Source organism: Numidum massiliense, from assembly GCF_001375555.1.
Classification (GTDB): domain Bacteria; phylum Bacillota; class Bacilli; order Thermoactinomycetales; family Novibacillaceae; genus Numidum; species Numidum massiliense.
This window is the reverse complement of the sequence record NZ_CTDZ01000009.1, coordinates 3,267,534-3,289,510: the sequence shown is the minus strand read 5'-3', so window position 1 is coordinate 3,289,510 and position 21,977 is coordinate 3,267,534. Positions and strand designations below refer to the sequence as shown.

Annotated in this window: 20 protein-coding genes; 5 read left to right on the top strand and 15 right to left on the bottom strand. The window is 54.0% G+C overall.

What is annotated here, in order from left to right:
• Positions 1 to 57: 57 nt before the first annotated feature.
• From BN1247_RS15435 to speE, 11 genes are all read right to left on the bottom strand, one after another.
• On the bottom strand, positions 58 to 1,197 hold the full coding sequence (locus BN1247_RS15435; RefSeq protein WP_054951162.1) for an acyl-CoA dehydrogenase: 1,140 nt from the start codon (positions 1,195 to 1,197) through the stop codon (positions 58 to 60).
• A gap of 33 nt (positions 1,198 to 1,230) precedes the next feature.
• On the bottom strand, positions 1,231 to 2,358 hold the full coding sequence (locus tag BN1247_RS15430) for an acyl-CoA dehydrogenase (protein WP_147675263.1): 1,128 nt from the start codon (positions 2,356 to 2,358) through the stop codon (positions 1,231 to 1,233).
• 11 nt (positions 2,359 to 2,369) lie between these two features.
• Positions 2,370 to 3,221, bottom strand: coding sequence for a 3-hydroxybutyryl-CoA dehydrogenase (locus BN1247_RS15425; RefSeq protein ID WP_054951161.1), 852 nt, complete (start codon positions 3,219 to 3,221; stop codon positions 2,370 to 2,372).
• 30 nt (positions 3,222 to 3,251) lie between these two features.
• Positions 3,252 to 4,433 (bottom strand): acetyl-CoA C-acetyltransferase, encoded by a 1,182-nt coding sequence (locus tag BN1247_RS15420; RefSeq protein WP_054951160.1) that lies wholly within the window; start codon positions 4,431 to 4,433, stop codon positions 3,252 to 3,254.
• Between the two features lie 125 nt (positions 4,434 to 4,558).
• Positions 4,559 to 6,685, bottom strand: a complete 2,127-nt coding sequence (locus tag BN1247_RS15415) for a (Fe-S)-binding protein (protein ID WP_054951159.1) — start codon at positions 6,683 to 6,685, stop codon at positions 4,559 to 4,561.
• 504 nt (positions 6,686 to 7,189) lie between these two features.
• Positions 7,190 to 8,860, bottom strand: coding sequence for an arginine--tRNA ligase (argS, locus tag BN1247_RS15410; protein WP_054951158.1), 1,671 nt, complete (start codon positions 8,858 to 8,860; stop codon positions 7,190 to 7,192).
• 60 nt (positions 8,861 to 8,920) lie between these two features.
• On the bottom strand, positions 8,921 to 9,424 hold the full coding sequence (locus tag BN1247_RS15405) for a YwiB family protein (protein WP_054951157.1): 504 nt from the start codon (positions 9,422 to 9,424) through the stop codon (positions 8,921 to 8,923).
• Positions 9,425 to 9,497: 73 nt separating this feature from the next.
• Positions 9,498 to 9,686 (bottom strand): type II toxin-antitoxin system antitoxin, encoded by a 189-nt coding sequence (locus tag BN1247_RS15400; RefSeq protein WP_054951156.1) that lies wholly within the window; start codon positions 9,684 to 9,686, stop codon positions 9,498 to 9,500.
• Complete coding sequence (locus BN1247_RS15395; RefSeq protein ID WP_054951155.1) at positions 9,683 to 10,567, bottom strand: SPFH domain-containing protein; 885 nt, start codon at positions 10,565 to 10,567, stop codon at positions 9,683 to 9,685. The genes BN1247_RS15400 and BN1247_RS15395 overlap by 4 nt, the downstream gene beginning before the upstream one ends.
• A gap of 105 nt (positions 10,568 to 10,672) precedes the next feature.
• Positions 10,673 to 11,560 carry an agmatinase gene (gene speB / locus BN1247_RS15390; RefSeq protein WP_054951154.1) on the bottom strand — a complete coding sequence of 296 codons (888 nt, stop codon included), beginning with the start codon at positions 11,558 to 11,560 and terminating at the stop codon, positions 10,673 to 10,675.
• Positions 11,560 to 12,399 carry a polyamine aminopropyltransferase gene (speE, locus tag BN1247_RS15385; protein WP_054951153.1) on the bottom strand — a complete coding sequence of 280 codons (840 nt, stop codon included), beginning with the start codon at positions 12,397 to 12,399 and terminating at the stop codon, positions 11,560 to 11,562. Before speE ends, speB begins: the two co-directional genes overlap by 1 nt.
• A gap of 212 nt (positions 12,400 to 12,611) precedes the next feature.
• Here speE and BN1247_RS15375 point away from each other — a divergent pair, with 212 nt between their 5' ends.
• A complete protein-coding gene (locus BN1247_RS15375) occupies positions 12,612 to 14,714 on the top strand; it encodes a transglycosylase domain-containing protein (RefSeq protein ID WP_147675262.1) in 2,103 nt (700 codons plus the stop codon).
• 116 nt (positions 14,715 to 14,830) lie between these two features.
• On the opposite strand, the gene BN1247_RS15370 is transcribed toward BN1247_RS15375, so the two are convergent.
• Positions 14,831 to 15,064 carry a hypothetical protein gene (locus BN1247_RS15370; RefSeq protein ID WP_054951150.1) on the bottom strand — a complete coding sequence of 78 codons (234 nt, stop codon included), beginning with the start codon at positions 15,062 to 15,064 and terminating at the stop codon, positions 14,831 to 14,833.
• Positions 15,065 to 15,267: 203 nt separating this feature from the next.
• Positions 15,268 to 15,786: a YwhD family protein gene (locus BN1247_RS15365; protein WP_054951149.1), complete on the bottom strand. Its 519-nt coding sequence runs from the start codon at positions 15,784 to 15,786 to the stop codon at positions 15,268 to 15,270.
• A gap of 302 nt (positions 15,787 to 16,088) precedes the next feature.
• On the opposite strand from BN1247_RS15365, the gene BN1247_RS15360 reads away from it, so the two are divergent.
• Positions 16,089 to 17,393, top strand: a complete 1,305-nt coding sequence (locus BN1247_RS15360) for an NCS2 family permease (protein WP_054951148.1) — start codon at positions 16,089 to 16,091, stop codon at positions 17,391 to 17,393.
• 71 nt (positions 17,394 to 17,464) lie between these two features.
• Here the strand turns inward: BN1247_RS15360 and cls are convergent, their stop codons facing one another.
• Together cls and BN1247_RS15350 are read right to left on the bottom strand one after the other, a co-directional pair.
• Positions 17,465 to 18,910 (bottom strand): cardiolipin synthase, encoded by a 1,446-nt coding sequence (gene cls / locus BN1247_RS15355; RefSeq protein ID WP_054951147.1) that lies wholly within the window; start codon positions 18,908 to 18,910, stop codon positions 17,465 to 17,467.
• Positions 18,911 to 19,030: 120 nt separating this feature from the next.
• Positions 19,031 to 19,771, bottom strand: coding sequence for a Cof-type HAD-IIB family hydrolase (locus BN1247_RS15350; protein WP_261796049.1), 741 nt, complete (start codon positions 19,769 to 19,771; stop codon positions 19,031 to 19,033).
• Positions 19,772 to 19,988: 217 nt separating this feature from the next.
• Here BN1247_RS15350 and BN1247_RS17840 point away from each other — a divergent pair, with 217 nt between their 5' ends.
• The 3 genes from BN1247_RS17840 to fmdA all read left to right on the top strand — a co-directional run bounded on the left by BN1247_RS17840 (position 19,989) and on the right by fmdA (position 21,970).
• Positions 19,989 to 20,156 carry a hypothetical protein gene (locus BN1247_RS17840; protein WP_157360872.1) on the top strand — a complete coding sequence of 56 codons (168 nt, stop codon included), beginning with the start codon at positions 19,989 to 19,991 and terminating at the stop codon, positions 20,154 to 20,156.
• Positions 20,157 to 20,265: 109 nt separating this feature from the next.
• Positions 20,266 to 20,421: a hypothetical protein gene (locus tag BN1247_RS17835; protein WP_187119806.1), complete on the top strand. Its 156-nt coding sequence runs from the start codon at positions 20,266 to 20,268 to the stop codon at positions 20,419 to 20,421.
• Between the two features lie 361 nt (positions 20,422 to 20,782).
• Entirely contained in the window at positions 20,783 to 21,970 is a 1,188-nt protein-coding gene (gene fmdA, locus BN1247_RS15345; protein ID WP_054951146.1) for a formamidase, read from the top strand.
• The last annotated feature ends 7 nt before the right edge of the window (positions 21,971 to 21,977 follow it).

Here is a 21,977-nt window from a genome sequence, read left to right as displayed (position 1 = left end):
CTATTGTAACCAAAAGGAGGTCGATGTCAAACAGTTTTTTTTTACATATTTATACTCTTATTTTAAGACGTGTTTAGCTATGACGAGGCGCTGTATTTCGTTCGTCCCTTCGTATATTTGCGTAATTTTTGCATCGCGCATCATCCGCTCGACCGGGTACTCGCGCGAATAACCGTACCCGCCAAATATTTGTACTGCTTCCGTCGTCACTTCCATCGCGCTATCGCCGGCGAATAACTTGGCCATCGCCGACTCTTTACCGTACGGTGCCCCGACACTTTCTAACCAGGCGGCTTGGTATGTCAAAAGCCGGGACGCTTCAACCTTCGTCGCCATGTCGGCCAGTTTAAACTGAATCGCTTGCAAACTGGCGAGCGGCCGCCCAAACTGTAGCCGATCTTTCGCATACGCAGTCGCCTCATCTAACGCCCCTTGGGCAATGCCGACGGCTTGTGCAGCGATGCCGTTTCGCCCGCCGTCGAGGGTCATCATTGCGATTTTAAACCCTTGCCCTTCCTCTCCGAGCCGGTTAGCGGCCGGTATGCGGCAATTGTCGAAAACGAGTTCCAGTGTCGGCGAGGAACGAATCCCTAACTTTTTCTCCTTCTTGCCAAAGGAAAAACCAGGAGTGCCTTTTTCGACGATAAAAGCAGTAATGCCGCGATGTTTTTCCTCCTTGTCGGTTACGGCGAACACGATGTACGTTTCGGCTGCTTCCCCGTTCGTCGTAAATATTTTCGTGCCGTCAAGGATGTAGTCGTCGCCGTCGCGCACCGCCGTCGTCTTCATCGCTGCAGCGTCTGAACCGGAGCTCGGCTCGGTCAACGCATACGCCCCGAGTTTCTTTCCTTCGGCAAGGGGTCGCAAATACTTTTGCTTTTGCGCGTCTGTCCCGAACTTAAATAGCGGCCAACTAGCGAGCGAAATGTGCGCCGACAACGTCACGCCGGTCGACGCATCGACGCGCGACAGTTCCTCGACGGCGATAACGTAACTTAAAAAATCGGCGCCGCCGCCACCGACTTCTTCCGGCCACGGAATGCCCGCCAAGCCGAGTTGCCCCAACTTGTCAAAAATGGAACGGTCGAACCGTTCCGCCTCATCGCGTTCCGCCGCGGTCGGAGCCACCTCCTCAAGGGCAAATTCACGCACCATTTTTCGCATCATCTCGTGTTCTTCGCTTAAGTGAAAATCCATTCCTCTCCACCTCGTTGTCTTTGTTTTATACCGCTAGTCCTTTAGCAACGACTTGCTAATAACGATGCGCTGAATTTCGTTCGTCCCTTCATATATTTGCGTCACCTTCGCATCGCGAAACAACCGTTCCACCGGATAGTCGCGCGTGTAGCCGTACCCGCCGAACAGTTGCACTGCCTCGGTCGCCACGCGCATCGCCGTATCGGAAGCGAACATTTTAGCCATTCCTGCTTCTTTTGCACACGTGCGACCTTCGGCGCGCAACCAAGCCGCACGGTAAACGAAAAGGCGAGCCGCTTCGACTGCCGTGGCCATATCAGCCAACTTACTCTGGATGGTCGGCAGTTCCGCGAGCGGTTTGCCAAATTGCCGTCGCTCTTGAACGTACGACCGCGCCTGTTCGAGGGCGGCGGTAGCAATCCCGAGCGCTTGCGCCCCAATGCCGATGCGCCCGCCGGTCAAGTTGGAAAGTGCCACCTTCAGCCCTTGCCCTTCTTCGCCGAGCCGGTTGGCGACGGGGACGCACATATTTTCAAATGTAAGGGCACGCGTATTGGAGCCGCCGAGCCCCATCTTTTTTTCTTGCTTTCCGACGATGAGCCCGGGGGTGTCCTTTTCGACCACGAAGGCGGTAATACCCCGTTCAGCGACGGCAAACGTCACGTACGTGTCCGCTGCCCCAGCGTTCGTAATGAACATCTTCGTTCCGTTCAACACGTAAGAGTCGCCGTCGCGCACAGCGCGCGTCTTGATGTGTTTCACGTCAGAACCAGCATTTGGCTCCGTCAACGCAAACGCGCCGATATAGTTCCCTCGGGCCAGTTTCGGGACGAAACGCGCTTTTTGTTCCTCGCTCCCGAAGGAGACGATCGGCATCGTGCCGACGGAAGTATGAACGGCGAGGATCACACCGACAGTGGCGCTGACGCGAGATATTTCTTCAATGACCATCGTGTACGTCACGAAGTCACTACCAGCCCCACCCCACTTTTCGGCAATCGGAATGCCGAGTAATCCGTGTGCGCCCATGTCGCGAATGAGCGCGGTCGGAAAGACGTCGCCCTCGTCCATTTCTCGCACGAGCGGCGCAATTTTTTCTTGTGCAAAATCACGTATCGTACGCCGCATCATTTGTTGCTCTTCCGTAAACTGTAGATGCACAAACGTCCCCCCTAACCGTACTGGTAAAAGCCGCGGCCGCTCTTTTTGCCCAACCAGCCGGCGCGCACGTATTTACGCAGTAGCGGACAGGGGCGGTACTTCGAGTCGCCAAAGCCTTCGTACAGCGTTTCCATAATGTACAAACACGTGTCGAGACCGATAAAGTCGGCCAGTTGCAGGGGCCCCATCGGATGGTTCATTCCGAGCTTCATCACTTCGTCGACCGCCTCCGGCGCCGCCACCCCTTCGTATACGGTGTAAATCGCCTCATTGATCATCGGCATTAACACCCGGTTGGCGACGAACCCGGGAAAGTCTTGCACCTCGACTGGTGTCTTACCAAGTTCCCGCGCCAGTCCTTCAACCGTCTCATACACGGCGTCAGACGTCTGTAAGCCGCGAATAATTTCCACTAATTTCATTACCGGTACCGGGTTCATAAAATGCATGCCGATGACGCGGTCCGGCCGTCCGGTCGCTGCCGCCATTTCCGTAATCGGCAGCGATGACGTGTTACTTGCTAAAATGACGTGTGAAGGAGCCGCGTCATCGAGCTTGCGCAACACGTCGCACTTGACATCCAGTCGTTCGACGATTGCTTCAATGACAAAATCAGCTTGCCGCGCACTATCTAGTTCAGTCGAAAGGCGTATACGCGAGAGAACGCCTGCCTTTTCTTCCCGCGTGAGCCGTTCTTTAGCGACGAGGCGTTCTAACCGCGCGGTAATCGCTTCACGCCCACCTTCGACTACTTCTGTACTTATATCGTTTAAAATGACACTGTAACCACTCTGAGCGGCTACTTGGGCGATGCCGTTGCCCATTTGCCCCGCACCGACGACCATGATCGTCTCGATTGCCATTTGTCGTAACATCCTCCTTTTTCCAGTGACCTATCCTGCAACGCGCACGAGAATCGCATCCCCTTGCGCCGCGCCACTACAAATCGCAGCGACGCCTAATCCGCCGCCGCGCCGCCTAAGCTCATAAACGAGAGTTAGCAAAATGCGCGCTCCGCTCGCTCCGATCGGATGGCCGAGCGCTACCGCACCGCCATTGACGTTCACTTTAGCGGACTCCACGCCAAGCATTTGCATACTTGTCAACGTCACCGCCGCAAATGCTTCGTTAATTTCGAACAAGTCAATATCCTGAACGTTGTATCCTGTCTTGTATAGGAGCTTTTGTGTCGCTAGCGCGGGTACAGTCGCTAAATATGGTGCCTCCGCACCGACTGACGCGTGGCCGACAATTTCCGCCAGCGGCTTAACGCCGAGCTCGGCTGCCTTTTCTGCCGAAGCTAACACGAACGTTCCGGCGCCGTCGTTAACCCCTGGCGCGTTGCCCGCTGTCACCGTCCCGTCTGCCAGAAAGATCGGGGATAGCGCAGACAGCTTTTTAAGTGACGTATCCGGACGAGGGCCTTCGTCGGTCACAACGCGCCGCTCCCCTTTGCGCTCCGGTACAATCACTTCAGTAATTTCTTCACCCATGCGCCCGTCGGCAATGGCTGCGAGCGCTAACTCGTGACTTCGTAGCGCCCACTCATCTTGCCGCTGACGATCGATCCCGTACTCAGCGGCGACGTTGCTGCCGTGCACGGCCATGTGTACATTTTCAAAGGCGCACCACAAACCGTCGTGAATCATTAAGTCACGCATCTCGCCGTGCCCCATCCGCTGCCCAAAACGCGCCGCCGGCAAGGCGTAAGGCGCCCCACTCATGCTCTCCATCCCGCCGGCGACGACGACGTCCGCATCGCCACAGCGTATCATTTGCTCCGCCATCGTGACACTCCGCAAACCGGAAGCACACACTTTATTGATCGTCTCCGCTCCGACATCCCAAGCGAGACCCGCCTTCCGCGCCGCTTGCCGCGCCGGAATCTGTCCCGCCCCGCCTTGCAATACCATTCCCATCATGACGTGTTCTACTGCTTCTTGGGGCACGCGTGCCCGCTGTAGTGCCGCGCGCATCGCAGCCGCACCTAAATCGACCGCTGGTAAAGCACTCAGGCCTCCGCCCAACTTACCGAACGGAGTCCGTGCGCCCTCGACAATAACTGTCTGTCGCATCGACGTCCCTCTCTCCTCATAAAAAATTAGAGCATAGGACGGCATCCGCTCGCCACAGTGACGAGCGGTGCCGCCTACTGACTACGAAAGTTACATGAATTAACGATGATCATACTGTAATTCCACTATTGCACCATTTCGGTTGCGGGCACCCCACCATCACTGTCGGGGCCGAATACGGACTCCGCCAAGATTTCGGCGACATCTTTCGTCTGCACGCGCTCTTCAACCTCTTTCGCTTTCGTGCCATCACTAATCATCGTCAAGCAATACGGACAAGCACTCGCAATCGTGCTCGGGCTCACCGCCAGCGCCTGCTCGGTGCGCGCGACGTTCACGCGGACGCCTTCCGTCTCTTCCATCCACATCATGCCGCCGCCAGCGCCACAACACATCCCGTTCTCGCGGCTCCGCGCCATCTCGACGAGCTCGGTGCCAGGAATATGCTTAATAATGTCGCGCGGCGCATCGTACTGGTCGTTGTACCGCCCCAAGTAGCACGAATCGTGGTACGTAATGCGCTCCTTCACTTCGTGCTGTGGCTGCAAACGCCCTTCGCGCAACAATTCCGCTAGTAAATCGGTATGGTGCAGCACTTCTACGCCCTCGAGGCCGAAGTCGGCGTACTCGTGTTTGAACGTGTTGTACGCGTGCGGGTCACAGGTGACAATTTTTTTCACACCGTATTTTTCAAACAGCGCGACGTTTTCCGCAGCAAGCTCCTGGAACAAGAAGTCGTTCCCCATCCGCCGTGCCACATCGCCGGAGTTTTTCTCCTCGTTGCCCAAAATGGCGAACTTCACACCTGCTTCGTGCATCAGGCGCACGAACGCTTCCGACACTTTCGTCGAGCGGTTGTCAAACGAACCCATCGAGCCAACCCAGAACAAGTAGTCAAACTCGTCCACTTGCTTCACTGTCGGCACAGTGAGCGCTTCCCGCTCCTCTACCCACTTAATGCGGTCTTTGCGGTTAATCCCCCACGGGTTGCTTTGCCGCTCGATGTTTTGGAATGTGCGGCTCGCCTCGGGGCTCATTTTCCCTTCCGTCAACACTAAATAGCGGCGCATATCGATAATTTTTCCGACGTGTTCGTTGCTGACTGGGCACGCATCTTCACAGTTGCGGCACGTCGTACACGCCCACAGCTCTTGCTCGGTAATGACGTCGCCGATCAGTTCGACTGGGTAGTCGTATTCCGGGTGCACCCCTTCGACCCCTTCATTCGACTGGGTCGCCGCCGTCTGTAAAATCGCTTCGTTCGCTCCAGAAAAAGCGAACGCTGGCATCCACGGTGTGCGCGACGTAACCGCCGCTCCTTTTTCCGTCAGGTGGTCGCGCATTTTCACGATTAAGTCCATCGGCGACAACATTTTGCCTGTTCCGGCAGCCGGACATACGTCCGTACAGCGGCCGCACTCGACGCAGGCGTACAAATCTAGCAAGTTGTTTTGGTCAAACTGCTCAATTTTATTCTTCCCGAAGGACTCCGCATTTTCATCGGCAAAGTCGACGTTAGACAGTTTCCCCGGCGGGTCGAGTCGCTTGAAAAACGTGTTGACGACCGCGGCAATTAAGTGCGCGTGCTTCGATTGCGGTACGTACACTAAAAAGGAGAACACGACGAGCGCGTGAATCCACCAAAACACGTAAAACCCGACCATCGCCGCCGTTTCCGACAAACCGAAGAGCGGATATGCTAAGAGGGAGACCACCGGATGCGCCCAACCGAGCGGTTCGCCGTACCACACCATTTCGAACGCCGCCGAGAAGAGAATCGACAACATGAGCGACGTCAAGAACCAAATGACGAGCCCTGCCTTCCAGTTCTGCTTCAGGCGAGGCAACTTCTCGCCGAAGCGACGGTAAGCGGCGTACAACGTCGCTAGTAGAACGAGCAACGTCGTGATTTCCTGGATAAACGTAAACGCCCCGTAGGCGGGAACCGGTAGATGCTTCCCGGGCGCCAACCCTTTAATAAATAAGTCGATGGCGCCAAATTGGATGACGATAAAGCCGTAAAACATGATGACGTGCATCCAACCGCTCTTTTTATCCTTTAACAATTTCTTCTGCCCAAATACGTTCACCCACACTTGCCGCATGCGCGCGTCAAATTGCTTTTTGAAGGGCGCCTTTTCTCCCAGCCTGATAAACATATAACGGCTGTACACGATGTAAGCGAACAAATAGAAGGCATAAGTTGCTACTGCTAAAAAGATGAGTAAATTGACAATTTGCCACACATTCATTCGAGCCACTCCTTATCTGATGTACTCGTGTGCATTTTGTTGTAAGCCTATTCATTTATCAGCTATTGTACCATAAAATGAGTGGCCATTCATTCACTTTTTTATTTCTGCCAAAAAAATCAGGCCGGAAATCTTGACAGCCCTTACAAGTTACATTATACACAATTATGTTTTGTTTTTCATACACAATCTCGCTATCGCGGCGGAAGGCACCTACTGCGAATTTTTACAGCGCGACGGCAAAACGTACGATATGTACTCGTACGGCATGTTAGCACACGAATGGGCAGCGCGAAGCAATGAAGTTTGAAAGGTTGATTGGCAGAACAAAAAATTGATTGAATGATTCGGTTCGCATGTCCAACACGAGTGGAATAAGTGGTAAACGAAGAGGGAGAAAGGGGGCGATTAGCCCCCTCCGATAAAGACGTTACATCAAACGCTACATCGAACGTTACATCTATCGTATGCAGGTGTATGGCATCCATCCGTATAGCGTTTAAATTACATCCGTTCCGGCGCGGACACGCCGATGAGCGCCAAGCCGTTCTTAATGACGGTGGCAACTGCTTGCAGCAAGTGAAGCCGCGCGCGGGTAAGTTCGGCATCGTCGGAAAGCACGCGCTCTGCGTTGTAATAACTGTGTAGCAGTGTCGCCAAGTCAAACAAGTAGTTGACGACACGGTGCGGCGCGAGCTGCTCAGCAGCCACTGCAACCTCCTGCGGAAAGTCGCCAATTTTCATTAATAGCTCACTTTCCCGCTCGTGGACGAGGCGCGGCAGCACTTGCTCGTCGCGCGTGACATCGATCCCTTTCTCCCGCGCTTGTCTGAGCACGCTATGAATGCGGGCGTGCGCATATTGCACGTAATACACCGGGTTGTCCGTCGACTTCGACACAGCCAGATCCATGTCGAAGTCGAGGTGCGTGTCCGAGCTGCGCATCGCGAAGAAATAGCGCGCCGCGTCGACGCCAACTTCGTCCATCAATTCTTCCAGCGTCACCGCTTTGCCGGTCCGCTTCGACATCTTCACCTCAGCGCCGTCTTTGTACAGTCGCACCATTTGCGTCACGATCACTTGCAACTGCTCCGGACGGTAGTCGAACGCCTCCATCGCCGCTTTCATCCGCGGAATGTACCCGTGGTGGTCTGCCCCCCAAATGTTAATCAAACGGGTAAAGCCGCGGGCGTACTTGTTGCGGTGGTAGGCGATGTCCGGGGTCAAATACGTGTATGACCCGTCCGACTTTACGAGTACACGGTCTTTGTCGTCGCCGAACGCCGTCGTCTTTAACCACGTCGCCCCGTCCTGTTCGTACAAGTGCCCGAGTTCTCGCAATTCGTCTAACGTCTCTTGCACGTCCCCCGACGTGTACAGCGACGTCTCGGAAAACCATTTGTCGAACGCGACGCCATACCGTTTCAAGTCCGCCTTAATTTTCGCCAGTTCCCGCTTTAACCCGTACTCGCGGAAGAAGTCACGCCGCTCTTCTTCAGAGACGTTAACGAAGCGATCGCCGTACTCTGAAGCTATTTCTTGGCCTAGCGCGACAATTTCTTGCCCGTGGTAGCCGTCGGCGGGAAGCTCTTTGTCGCGACCAAGTGCCTGTAAATAGCGCGCTTCGACGGACAGGGCGAGCATGTCCATTTGGTTACCCGCATCGTTAATGTAGTACTCCCTACCGACGTCGTAACCGGCAGCTTCCAATATATTGCATAATGAATCGCCGATGGCTGCGCCCCGCGCGTGACCTAAATGTAAGTGACCCGTCGGATTGGCACTGACAAATTCGACGTTAACGCGTTCCCCGCCCCCGTGCGCACTTTGCCCGTAGGCGTCGCCTTGTGTAAGTACGGTGGAAACAACTTCAGTTAACACCGATTTCTGTAGGAAGAAATTAATAAATCCTGGCCCGGCAATTTCAATGTTTTCGATACTAGCCGCTTGTTGATCGATATGTGCCACGAGTAAGCTAGCTATTTCCCGTGGATTGCGCCGTGCGATGCGCGTAAGCTGCATGGCCATGTTTGTCGCCAAGTCGCCGTGCGCCTTATCTTTCGGCGTCTCTAAGACGACGGCTGGCACGTTGTCCGCGGTCGCCAATCCGGCAGCGACGACAGCCTTCGCAATTTCTTTTTTTAATGTCTCTTGTAGTTGTTCTAAAATGTTCACTCGCTTGTTCACTCCACATATGCATATTGTTACGATCGAATCACTCAATTTTAGCATCGCCTACTGCTGTGGTTGCACGGTTAGCGTCATCGCAAATGTACCGGCGTCGGCACCGTTTAAAGTCAAGCGATAGCGCCACGCAACGTACCAGTTCCCCTTCGCCGTAGAGTCGCTCTCTTCAGGCGCCGTCGTCTTCTGCGCGAGGTGCTCTGTCGCTGTCACCATGTGCATCGCCCCGTACGGGGTCACATATGACCCACTCGTCTCTACTCCCGGACGAAACAGTTGACGCATCGCCACCGCGCCGCGGCGAATGACGAGTAGTTCATCCGCTTTTACTTTCACCGTCGTGTGCACTTCTGACCGCTCTCGCTCGCGATCATCCGCCTGAGCTTGTTCGACATAGCGGACGACCCACTGCTTGCTACCGATCCACGCCGTGCCCGTGTAACGGTGCTCTTGCACAGCTTGCTGCTCCTGCCCCTCGCGCTGGAACGCTTGCTCCCCAGGCAGTTGCTGTGCCACTGTCATGACGACGGCGACTGGTATCCCTTTTTTCGTCACCGCACCTGCCTCCTGTCTCGCCAATTCTCCGTTATCTTATCACTTGTGTCGCCGTCATGCCAAGAAGGAAACGTCAGGCGTCTTCACCCGACGTTTCCCCCTTATGTGTGTCCGTTTTATATCTTCCCGCTTTGCGGGCATTCATTTTTAGCAAGTACTCGATTTGCGCGTTCACACTGCGAAACTCGTCGGCAGCCCACTTCTCTAACGCGTTGTACAGCTCGGGGTCGATGCGCAGTAGAAAGCGCTTTTTGCTACTCATGTGTATAACGAACCAGTGTTGATCACCGGCTGGGCATCCCCGTCCGCGACGAGCGATACCATTAAGTTATTAATCATTGCTGCTTTGCGCTCGTCATCCATTTTGATTAGCTGCTGGTCCTCGAACCGCTGCAAGGCCATTTCGACCATGCCGACCGCACCTTCAACAATTTTTTCCCGGGCAGCGATGACGGCGTCAGCTTGCTGGCGGCGCAACATTACTTGCGCAATCTCCTTCGCATAAGACAGGTGGTTGAGACGCGCTTCGAGCACTTCGACCCCGACCGCTTGTAACCGCTCTTGCACTTGCCGCTTCATCGATTCTGCGATTTCTTCGGGAATGCCGCGCAGTGACGGGACAGAATCGTCGGGGCTGTCGTACGGGTAACTGCTCGCCAAGGCGCGGATCGCCGTCTCCGATTGAATGGCGACAAATTCCTCGTAATCGTCCACGTCGAACGTCGCCCGCGCTGTGTCGACGACGCGCCAGACGACGACCGAGCCGATCTCGATCGGGTTGCCGTGTGCATCGTTCACTTTTAACGTCCCACTGTTAAAATTGCGCACCCGAAGAGAGACTCGCGTTTTAATCGCTAACGGGTTCACCCAGTAAAAACCTGCATCGCGAACCGTTCCGCTATAGTTCCCGAAAAAAATGAGTACCCGCGATTCGTTCGGCTGCACCATCGTAAAACCGAGCGCCAAAAAGAGGGCTGCTGCGACGAGCACACCTCCCGTCACGCCTGCCGCTACGACCGGTTCCGGGGCCAGTACGATACCGTCCACAAACAAATAGATCCCAGCTGCTAAAAGCAGTAACACAACACCGATCATGTGAAAACCGTTCATCCGCCACGCACGCGTTTCTACTGTCTTGCTCATAAGTACGCCCCTTTATCGTTTTGTTATTAATATGATATCACTTTAATACTAAAGATGCAAGAAAAAACCGCCCCCTTACGGGGCGGTGAATCTGTATCGGTACAGTTATTTCAATTCCTGGCACGGCGCTAACCCTAACAACATTTCGCGCACGAGCTTCGCCGCGGTAATTTGCGTTTGCTCAGACGGGTCGTACACGGGGGCGACTTCGACGAGGTCGGCACCGACGACGCGTACGTCGGAGGCAGCGATGGCGTGAATAGCGGCCAGCAGTTCGCGCGACGTAATGCCCCCCGCTTCCGCTGTCCCCGTCCCCGGGGCACACGACGGGTCTAACACGTCTATGTCGACCGTCACGTAAACGTCGCACCCGGCCAGTTGCGGTAAGACGCGTTTTAGCGGCGCTAACACGTCAAACGGATACATATTTACATTAGCCTGTGCCGCATAAGCGAATTCACTTTTGTCGCCGGAACGAATCCCGAACTGGTACACGTTTTGTGGCCCGATCAGTTCCGCTATTTTACGCACTGGCGTCGCATGGGACAACGCTTCTCCTTCGTACGCGGTACGCAAGTCGGCGTGGGCGTCGATATGGATCAGTTTCAACTGTGGGTAGTGAACGACCATCGCTTGTACGACCGGCCACGTGACGAGGTGTTCTCCGCCTAATCCGAGGGGCCACTTCCCTTCGCCCAAGAGCTTAGCGACAAAGCGGCGAATCGCCGCGACACTACCGGCAGCGTTGCCGAACGGCAATGGAATGTCCCCGGCATCAAAGTAACAAAGATCGGTCAAATCTTTTTTCAAGTACGGACTGTATTCCTCTAACCCGATGGACACCTCGCGAATTTTTGCCGGTCCGAAACGACTGCCAGGACGAAAACTAACCGTCCAATCCATCGGCATCCCGTAGAGCACGGCGCGGGCAGAGGTGAACTCGGCACAGCTGCCGATAAACACCTTCCCCGAATACGCTTCGCAAAACCGCATTAGGCGTCACCTTCGCGCGTCAGCGCAGCGACGAATTCCGGCAACTGGAAGCAAGCGCGGTGCAAAGCTGGCGTGTAGTATTTCGTGTCGAGCAGCGGCAAGCTCTCCGGGTCGACCGCGAGCGGATCGTACGTTTTTGAACCGATCGTAAACGTCCACAGACCGCTCGGGTACGTCGGCACATTGGCCGCGTACAGGCGCGCCAATGGAAATACTTCGCTGACACGACGGTACACACCCCTAATTAAGTCGCGGTTAAACCACGGCGACTCCGTTTGCGCGGCCATGATGCCATCCGCTTTTAACGCGCGAAACACCCCTTCGTAAAACGGTTTTTGAAACAGCCCGACGGCCGCCCCGACCGGTTCCGTCGAATCGATAATAATGACATCGTATGCATTTGCATATTCCTCAATATGGCGTACCCCGTCCACAAACTGAACCGTCACCCGCTCGTCGCTTAGCCCGCTGGAGATTTGAGGTAAATATTGCCGAGACAACTCGACGACGCGGCGGTCGATCTCCGCGAGCGTCGCCCGCTTCACGCCCGGGTGCTTAATCACTTCGCGGATGACACCGCCGTCCCCACCGCCGACGACGAGCACGTTTTCCGGATGCGGGTGCGTATGTAGAGCGACGTGAGCGATCATTTCGTGGTACACAAATTCGTCTACTTCCGTCGTCATGACCATGCCGTCTAACACGAGCATGCGCCCGAACTGCTCCGTTTCTAAGATGTCGATCTGTTGGTACGCACTTTTTTCCGTGTGCAGTGTCTGCGCCACTTTCATCGTAATGCCGAGCTGCGGCGTCTGTTTTTCCGTATACCAAAGTTCCATTGACGTTCCCTCGCTTATGTCCTAAATCGAATCTTTGCTCATTATATCAAAAACACGCCCGGAAACCCGAAAAAAGTGGCGGGCGTTTTCAGGCGCCGCACGCGTATACAAACAGACGTTAGCAGCAATACTGGTAAAAAAAGTCGCATAACCGCACCGTACATTTTCGCACGCATCAAATCGCTTACATTTTTGAGAAAGGAACGATCCGTATGGGAGACGAGATGCAAAAAACGAATCCTCGCCCGCGTGCAGACTGGACGCCGCTCAGCGACACGAAGTTTTTTCGTGCTGGCAAACGTTTTTTACGCTGGTGTGGCCTCTTCGTCCTCGGCAGCTGTGCTGCGCTTTTTTTAGGGTATGTCATCTTGAAATCCCAGCCGTTACCTGAACCGAAACAACCGTTGACAACAAAAATATACAGCGACGACGGCGCCATCATCGGCGAGCTCCACCGCGGGGAAAAACGGGACTACGTACCGCTGGAGCAAATGCCTTCCGCCCTCATCAACGCCGTGTTAGCTATCGAGGACCGCCACTTTTATAGCCACTTCGGCATTTCGCCGCGCGGCATCGCCCGCGCCTTGTGGACGGATCTTAAACAGCGAGCGATCGTCGAAGGGGCGAGTACGATCACGCAGCAACTGGCGCGCAACCTTTACTTAGGGCAAGATCGCACGTGGACACGCAAACTGAAGGAAATGAAATATGCGCTACAACTCGAAATTCATTTTGACAAAGATAAAATATTGGAAATGTATCTGAATGAAATATACTTCGGTGAGCAAGCGTACGGTGTCGCCGAAGCGGCAAATATGTATTTCGATAAGCCGCTGCGCAAGCTAAGCGTCGCCGAGTGCGCGCTACTCGCCGGCATTCCAAAAGGGGCAGGCGTCTATTCTCCGTATTTACACCCGGACAATGCAAAAAAGCGCCAACTCGTTGTATTAGAGGCGATGCGTGACGTCGGCTATTTGACGGCCGAGGAAGTCGCCGCCGCCAAACGGGAGCCGCTCGCGTACAAACCGCCGCGCGCCGTCAAAGTGAGGGCACCGTACTTTCGCGACTACGTGCGCCAGCTAGCCATTAACCGCTACAACTTGCCGCCCGAGCAAGTTGACGCCGGAGGCCTACGCATTTATACGACACTCGACATGAAGCAACAAACGGCGGCAGAGCAAGCGGTGCAAAAGCACATCGCAAAAAAAGCCGACATTCAAGCGGCGGTCGTCGCCGTCGACCCGCGTACCGGGTACATTCGCGCCATGGTCGGCGGGACCGATTACGAGCAGTCGCAATACAACCGCGTCACGGCGGCGCGGCAACCGGGGTCGTCGTTTAAACCTTTTCTGTATTTAGCAGCGTTGGAACAAGGTATGACACCAACGACTAAAATAAAAAGTGAACCGACGACATTCAAATACGACGGCCAGACGTACAAGCCGCACAACTACAACGACGTCTATCCGAACAAAAAAATAACGATGCGCGAAGCACTCGCTACCTCTGATAACATTTACGCCGTCAAAACACACTTCCGCTTAGGCCTTACGCCCCTTGCGGAAACGGCGACAAAACTCGGCATCGGTGACAAACTCGAGCCTTACCCTTCGCTCGCACTCGGCGCGACCCCAGTCACGCCGCTGGCGATGAGCGAAGCGTATACGACACTCGCCAGATACGGCGAACACATCCCGCTTGTCGCGATTAAGCGGATTGAAGACAGTGCAGGTAACGTCTTAGTCGAGGAAGACCCGCTCGCCGCACGCGAACGGGTCGCCTCAGCTGCCTCGTCGTTCGTGCTCACCCATATGATGCAAGGCGTCTTTACTGACGAGGCGGGTACCGCGCACATCGTGCGGCAAATGGTCAATTTCCCCGTCGCCGGAAAAACCGGCTCCACCGATTGGGACAGCTGGCTCGTCGGCTTCACCCCGGAACTCGTCGCCACCGTGTGGGTCGGTTACGACGAAAATAACGAGTTGTCTAGCGACGAAGAGCGGCTGTCGAAGTGGATCTGGGGCACATTTATGCAGCGGGCCGCCGGCGATCGACCCGGGCGCACATTCCCGGTGCCGCGCGGTGTAACTGCAGCTTACATCGATGCGGAATCAGGTAAACTTGCCACAGAGCACTGCCCGACGTATTATTTAGAGTACTTCAAGAGTGGCAGCGAGCCGAGCGGTATGTGTACCGTACACGCCGCAGGCAAGAAAAGCAAACCGCTACGCCCGGATGCGCCCAACGACGACACGAACAAAAAGAAGCGGCGCCGCTGGTTTGACCGTCTGAAAGACTGGTTACAAAGCGAATGACCCGTCAGGCTCATTCACTTACAAACGCAACCGACCCGATCGGGCGCCACACCTCCTGTGACAAAAGGTACGATAAGCTGGCACGTCGCAGTTGAACGGTCACGCGCTCCATCACACTAACAGTCGTCGCTGCCGCCGAGCTCGCCTTCGCCGTCAGCCCATAGATGATCGTTGTACAGCGTAATGAGTCCTGCTGCGCTCAATTCCGCCAGAACTTCGTAAAAACTATCCCGTTTCTCCGGCGGCAAGCTCCGTACAAACGCGTTAATTTCTGCAGGCGGGCGGTTGTTTTGAAAATGGACGCCGCCGTGCCGGGCGAAATGTTCTTGCGGTGTTTGCGTCAATGTCATTCACTCCACAGCGAATATAGTGTGCGCGCGTCACGCGCGCACACCTATTGTGTCCAGCTAGTGCACCGCTTATAAATACACAAACGGCGCATGCTGTAAGCATCCGCCGTTCGCGTGTCCTAGTATATGTGGTTATGTCCGATTCAAGTGTACCGAAAGCTACTCATGTGCGGCAAGCGGTTTCCCTTTTGTTCACAAACCTTTCATATTGCCGCAAAAACTTCTTTTGTCTCCTCAGGCGTATTGTGCCACATTTGTTCGTCGTGAGTCATCAAAAGCGTCTTCAACGCTTTTTTCGCCCGATCGTCGAGGTGGCGAAGCCGTGTTTTCCGTTTTATCGCCGCATCCATTTGGTTGACGTGTTCGGCCATATTTTTGAAGCCGCGCCGCGTCGCACGGTCAATCGCCACGGTGCAATCGGCAATCCCGGCGTAATACGGGCCGTTCTCACCGCGCGAGACGGCGACCCAGACGATGTAATACGTCTTCGCATTCGGTAGTTCACTCTCGATTAAGTCTGGGTCTTTAATGAACTTGATACCCCGCTCTGCTTTACTTTTTCCGTGGATCGCCCCTAGGTCGATCGTCGCTTCATCGTCGTCGATGAGAACGGCCGATATGTCGTTTAAGTTTAGCGTCCCAGTTACGTAGCCGCCGTGTGTCGTCGAGTCGGTCTTGCTAATGATTTGAAACCCGCCGCCCAAGTCTTTTTTTCTCGCCATTTCCTCATCCTCCTATCCGGTTAAGCACGTGTATGTTTATTTTACCTCATCCTGTTAAACGATAGCAAAGCCTCGTACAGCCCCTAGCCATTGACACGCTATTTTATTACGACTGCTGTCCAAAATGTAACGCGACACTAGCATCGTCACATCTTTCACACCACTTCGCAGGGCAAGCAATCGTACTAAAAACATAACTCCTTGCTTTTTTCGCTAATTAAAGCTTGCACTAACGGACTAGAAACGAATATTATATACTGTACAGGTATTATCATTCGTGTTTTAAAAAAGGAGCGGTTACGTTGTCCAATTGGTTTCAACTTAAGAAACGAGATACGAATGTGCGCACGGAAATGGTCGCTGGTTTGACGACCTTCCTGACGATGGCGTACATCGTCGTCGTCAACCCGGCGATCTTACAAGAAACGGGGATGGATTTTGGCGCCGTGTTCGTAGCGACCGTATTGACTGCGGCACTCGGTACACTCATTATGGGGCTGTGCGCCAATTACCCGATAGCGATTGCCCCCGGCATGGGACTGAACGCCTACTTTGCCTACAGCGTCGTCGGCCGCGGCGACGTCAGCTGGGAAACGGCAATGGGCGCCGTCTTGCTAGCGGGGATTGCCTTTTTGTTGTTAACGTTTACTTCCTTTCGCGAAGCGCTAATCAAAGCGATTCCCGACAGTTTGAAATTCGGCATTACCGCCGGCATCGGGCTGTTTATCGCCTTTATCGGAATGCGTTCGGCCGGCATCATCGTCGCTAACGAGGCAAACCTCGTCGGTCTCGGCCATTTTCACGAGCCGATCACTGTGCTCAGTTTGCTCGGTTTGCTGCTGACGCTCATCTTCATGGCACTCCGCGTCCCGGGAGCGCTCTTTCTCGGCATGGCTTGTACGGCATTCATCGCTTGGCTCAGCGGAATGCTGTCCATTAGCGGTGCGCTCGTCTCGCTGCCCCCGAGCTTAGCGCCGACGTTCGGCAAAGCTGTCCTCGCCGTTCCGTCCGTCTTCAGCGAGGGACTGTACGCCGTCGTCTTTGCCTTTCTCCTCGTGACGCTGTTCGATACGACGGGAACGATGATCGGTGTCGCCGAACAAGCTGGCTTAATGAAAAACGGCACATTCCCGCGCATTAAAGCGGCACTGCTCGCCGACTCTGTCAGCGTCACAGCCGGTGCCGTTATGGGGACAAGCCCGACGAGCGCGTATGTCGAGTCGTCTTCGGGCGTCGCCAGCGGCGGGCGAACCGGGTTGACCGCCGTCACCGTCAGCGCCTTATTGCTCGCCACCCTCTTTTTTGCGCCGCTCGTTAGTGCCATCGCTTCTGTACCGGCGATTACGGCACCGACGCTGATCATCGTCGGCTGTTTAATGATGGGCGGATTGGCTAACATCAAGTGGGCTGAATTTGACGAAGCGTTCCCCGCCTTTCTCGTCATGTTAAGCATGCCGCTCACGTCGAGTATCGCGACCGGGATTGCCTTCGGCTTCATTACGTACCCGCTGTTAAAAGTTGTGCGCGGCAAGTTTCGCGACGTTCACCCGCTCTTGTACGTCTTTATGGTGCTGTTCATTTTGCAACTCGCCTTTTTGCCCGAGTGAGGGAAAGTGCGAGGTGCCCTCCGCCGCCGCAAAAAAACGCGCAACACGAAGTTGCGTAAACCGGTGTTTCGTTACAATAGCGGTGAAAACAGGCGGGCGCTCGACTCGATTAACTTTCGCCGCAGCGGGCGCCCGTACATTTCGGCGAGCGTCACCTCGCGACAGTGCCGCAAGTCTTCGGAAAAATCTGCTTCCAGTCGCGTCACCGTTTCTTTGTCGTAAATGAGCGCGTTCACTTCGAAGTTGTAAAAAAAGCTACGCAAATCCATGTTAGCCGTACCGAGTGAAGCGACGACGCCGTCGACGATGAGCACTTTGGCGTGCACAAACCCTTTTTCATACTGGTACACTTTTACCCCGGCCTCGAGAAGCTCCTCCACGTACGACATCGTCGCCCAAAAGACGATTTTGTGGTCCGGCCGCGCGGGAATGATCAGTTTGACGTCGATCCCGCTTAGGGCAGCAGTCTTGATCGCCATCAAAATGCTATCATCGGGAATAAAGTACGGTGTCGTAATGTACACGGAGTGCGTGGCAGAGGCGATCGCTGTGTAGTACGCCTGTAAAATCGCCTCCCAATCGGAGTCAGGGCCGCTAGAGGCAATTTGCACGAAGTGCTTCTCCTCGATTGCGTGAGCCGGAAAATACGCGCCACTGTGCAGCCAATGGTGCGTATCGTCTTTTACGAAGGCCCAATCCATGAAAAATATCGCCTGCAGCGGGTAAACGGCGTCGCCGCGCAACATGAGGTGGGTGTCGCGCCAAAAGCCCATCCGCGTATCTTTTCCCAAATACTCGTCGCCGATGTTGAGCCCACCGGTAAAAGCGACTTTGCCGTCGACGACGACGATTTTACGATGATTGCGGTAGTTCACTTTACTCGTCGCTAACGGCAACGCCACGGGAAGAAACGGGTACACTTGTACCCCAGCTGCTTGTAAATCGGCAATATACGACTTTTTTAGCCTCCAACTACCGACCGCATCGTAAATGACGCGCACTTCTACGCCCGCCCGCGCTTTTTCTTTCAGAATGCGCGCGATGTCTTGGCCAAGGGCATCGTCGCGCCAAATGTAATACTGCATGTGAATGTGGTGCGTCGCTGTGCGGAGCGCCTGCAAGAGGGCGTGAAACGTCTCTACACCGTTCGTGAGCACGGTAATGTGGTTTTTAACCGTAAACGGGGCCTGTGAGTTTTTATATATGAGATTGACGAGACGGCGACGGTTTGTATCCGTCGCGAGCATTTGTTCCGGCTCATTCGTGACCGCTTGTTGGTCGATAAGTAGCGCCAACTCCCCAAAGTCTTCTAGTTCCTTCCTGCGGAACTTCCGCCTTTTCCGGAAATTTTGTCCGACCATTAAGTAGGAAATAAAGCCAATTACCGGTAAAAATGTCACGACGATGACCCACGCCACCGTCTTCGAAGGGTTGCGCTTTTCTAAAATAATGACGACAAGCGTAAACAAATATATAACAAAAATTGTTAGCAGCAACACGTATATGAACCAAGACACAGCCTTTTCCTCACATTCAAACGTGTTTCATCTATTGTAACCTTAACGGCGACAAACCCCAACTAAATGATTTGCCGCCTCGGATAACACGAAACCTCTTCCGGCGATCGGTCATACCGATCACTTCGACAACACGAAACGCTCAATCGCTGCAGCGACGCCGTCGGACGTATTTGTTTCCGTCACCCAATCGGCAGCCTCTTTAACCACTTGTTGGGCGTTGCCCATCGCCACGCCGCAACCAGCCTCGCGAATCATCGCCATATCGTTCAAACTGTCGCCGACCGCGACGACGCGGTCCATCGTCGTGTTCAGCTCGCGGCAGACCGTCTGAAGGGCACTCGCTTTGCTGACGCCTTTCGCATTGACTTCGATATTCGTCACCGCAGAATTAGTCACCTCTAATTGCCCACTTGTCCTTAGTACTTCGCGAATGGCCGCTAACTTACGCAAATCGGAGGAGGAATAACCGAATTTCAACCATTCCTCTGCGTGCAAGTCAGACGGAAAATGTGCGCCCCGCCGCGGCCCGTCAGTCGTAATTCCCCAATAGCGCGTGTCGTGCTGATGTGCAAGTTCGACTAACCAGGCGATGATGTCGGTAGGTATGCGGTGCCGCGCCAAGACGTTGTTTGGCCCTTCCCAAATTTCTGCGCCGTTAGCTGTGACAAAATATGAAGAAAGGCTGAGTGAAGCGGCGTATTCGCGTACACTGCCAATATTTCGACCTGTGCTTAACACGACTTTAACGCCAAGCTGCTCGGCAGCGGCGATCGCCTCCCGGTTTGCACGCGAGACGTTTAATTCGTCGTCAAGTAATGTACCGTCCATGTCTAAAGCAACTATTTTAAAGTGAGACAATTGAATACCCCCATCGTTTCTACAGTACTAAGCAGTAATAACGGACATTCCTTTTCCACCTCCCCTATTATCGCACAAAACGGTCGTTAGTGGAAAAGGCGGGCATTTTTTTTATCAATCCTTTATGTTTAGCCGGTCGGTGGGACAATATATACATATGTTTCAGTCTCACGATAGTTAGATGTTCCCACCGCATGAGGAAAGGAGGTGCGTGCAGTTGCCGAAACGAGAAGCAGACAAACGACAAACACCGCACAACGAGATCGACGTACCCGAAGAAAACATGTCTCTCGAGCAGAGACAGCATGCACAACAGCAGGCCCATAAGGACGACGAGCCAATTGACAACCGCAATGTAGACGGACCGAATTTCCCTGCGACGTAACAAGCGTGGAAAAATGCCCGATGACATAAAAAGTGCTGAACCGAAAGGCACACCCGAACTGCCTCGCCACCGTGTACCGCGGTGGCACCTTTTAGCTTCTTCGCCTTAGGTGATTGCCGTGAAGTTACTGATCGCCGCTCGCGACGCAACCGAACGCGTTGGCGTCGAATGGCTCGTATCCGCCTACCGGCTAGCGTTTACGGCGATTGAACAAGCGAGCGATTGGCCAACGTTACTAATTGCGATCGAACGCGTGCAGCCATAAAAGCTTGCGCCAGGATCACATGTCGCCGTAACGTGCAATCATTTACTACCATCACATACTTAAATCAATAGTTAGTACAAAATACCAACTATATTATTATTAATTTGACAAAAATAATTATTTAAGGTACATTGAGAGTTAATACGAAAATAAGGTTGTGATACTTTTCCTTGTGAATGCGTATGGATGATGATGAAAGCGCCAACCGTGCATGGGTGTCTAACAGTTTGACAACAGCGTTTGTCTGGCATCTATTGTTCAATCACTCACAAGAAGTAGCGTCGTAAACAATTAATGCGTATCGTGTCATGAATTGTTGTCACTATTTCACAGTCGTTGAACAAATCTAGGAGGTATCCTCATGCCAGAAGTCATCTTCCCGATTGATGTCACAAAACAGATGGAAGAACAGGAAATCCCCGGACACAACCGATGGCACCCGGACATACCCGCAGCCGTTTCTGTCAAGCCAGGCGAGGTCTTTCGCATGGAGTGTAAAGAGTGGACCGACGGTCAAATCGCCAACGACGACGATCCGTCCGACATACGCGATGCCTACTTAGAAAGGGTGCACGTGTTAAGTGGCCCCGTCCACGTAGAAGGAGCTGAACCAGGGGATTTGCTCGTCGTCGATATTTTAGATGTCGGACCACTCCCCGAAGCCGAATGGGGTTTTAATGGCATCTTTGCTAAAGAGAACGGCGGCAGTTTTCTCGTCGACCACTATCCGCAAGCTGCGAAATCAATCTGGGACTTTCACGGTATTTACACGACCTCCCGTCACGTTCCCGGCGTTAAGTTTGCCGGAATTATCCACCCCGGCATCATCGGCGTAGCTCCCTCCCACGACATGCTGGCTAAGTGGAACGAGCGGGAGGCTAAACTTAGGGCGCAAGACCCACAGCGGGTGCCGACTTTAGCGAACCCCCCCACACCCGACTACGCTGTCCTCGGTTCATTGCGCGGCGCACAGTTTGAACGCGTTGCCAAAGAAGGCGCGCGTACAGTGCCACCGCGAGAGAACGGGGGCAACTGTGACATTAAAAACTTGTCCAAAGGATCACGCGTCTACTTCCCAGTCTTTGTCGACGGCGCTAAACTTTCCGTCGGTGACCTGCACTTCTCGCAAGGAGATGGCGAAATTACATTTTGCGGCGGCATCGAAATGTCCGGTTGGATCGATTTACATGTTGAAGTTATTAAAGGCGGCATGGAAAAATACCACATTGTCGATAATCCGGTCTTTAAGCCGGGACCTGTCGAGCCGCAGTTCTCCGAATACCTCGTATTTGAAGGTATTTCCGTAGACGAGTTTACCGGTGAGCAGTATTATATCGATTCAACGACCGCCTATCGCCGCGCCTGCTTAAATGCGATTGAATTTCTAAAGACGCTCGGCTTTACCGGTGAGCAAGCGTATATGTTGCTTAGTTGTGCACCTATTGAAGGTAGAATTGCCGGTATTGTCGACGTACCGAATGCGTGTTGCACTGTGTCGATCCCGACAGCCATTTTTAGTGAAGAAATTCGCGCAAAGTTGCCGCGTTAAACAATAA

Excerpts from the sequence above, each read along its gene's own strand:
- BN1247_RS15435 (WP_054951162.1), bottom strand. The coding sequence starts at position 1,197 with ATGGATTTTCACTTAAGCGAAGAACACGAGATGATGCGAAAAATGGTG.
- BN1247_RS15425 (WP_054951161.1), bottom strand. The coding sequence starts at position 3,221 with ATGGCAATCGAGACGATCATGGTCGTCGGTGCGGGGCAAATGGGCAAC.
- BN1247_RS15420 (WP_054951160.1), bottom strand. The coding sequence starts at position 4,433 with ATGCGACAGACAGTTATTGTCGAGGGCGCACGGACTCCGTTCGGTAAG.
- BN1247_RS15415 (WP_054951159.1), bottom strand. The coding sequence starts at position 6,685 with ATGAATGTGTGGCAAATTGTCAATTTACTCATCTTTTTAGCAGTAGCA.
- BN1247_RS15400 (WP_054951156.1), bottom strand. The coding sequence starts at position 9,686 with ATGAGTAGCAAAAAGCGCTTTCTACTGCGCATCGACCCCGAGCTGTAC.
- BN1247_RS15395 (WP_054951155.1), bottom strand. The coding sequence starts at position 10,567 with ATGAGCAAGACAGTAGAAACGCGTGCGTGGCGGATGAACGGTTTTCAC.
- speB (WP_054951154.1), bottom strand. The coding sequence starts at position 11,560 with ATGCGGTTTTGCGAAGCGTATTCGGGGAAGGTGTTTATCGGCAGCTGT.
- speE (WP_054951153.1), bottom strand. The coding sequence starts at position 12,399 with ATGGAACTTTGGTATACGGAAAAACAGACGCCGCAGCTCGGCATTACG.
- BN1247_RS15375 (WP_147675262.1), top strand. The coding sequence starts at position 12,612 with ATGGGAGACGAGATGCAAAAAACGAATCCTCGCCCGCGTGCAGACTGG.
- BN1247_RS15370 (WP_054951150.1), bottom strand. The coding sequence starts at position 15,064 with ATGACATTGACGCAAACACCGCAAGAACATTTCGCCCGGCACGGCGGC.
- BN1247_RS15365 (WP_054951149.1), bottom strand. The coding sequence starts at position 15,786 with ATGGCGAGAAAAAAAGACTTGGGCGGCGGGTTTCAAATCATTAGCAAG.
- fmdA (WP_054951146.1), top strand. The coding sequence starts at position 20,783 with ATGCCAGAAGTCATCTTCCCGATTGATGTCACAAAACAGATGGAAGAA.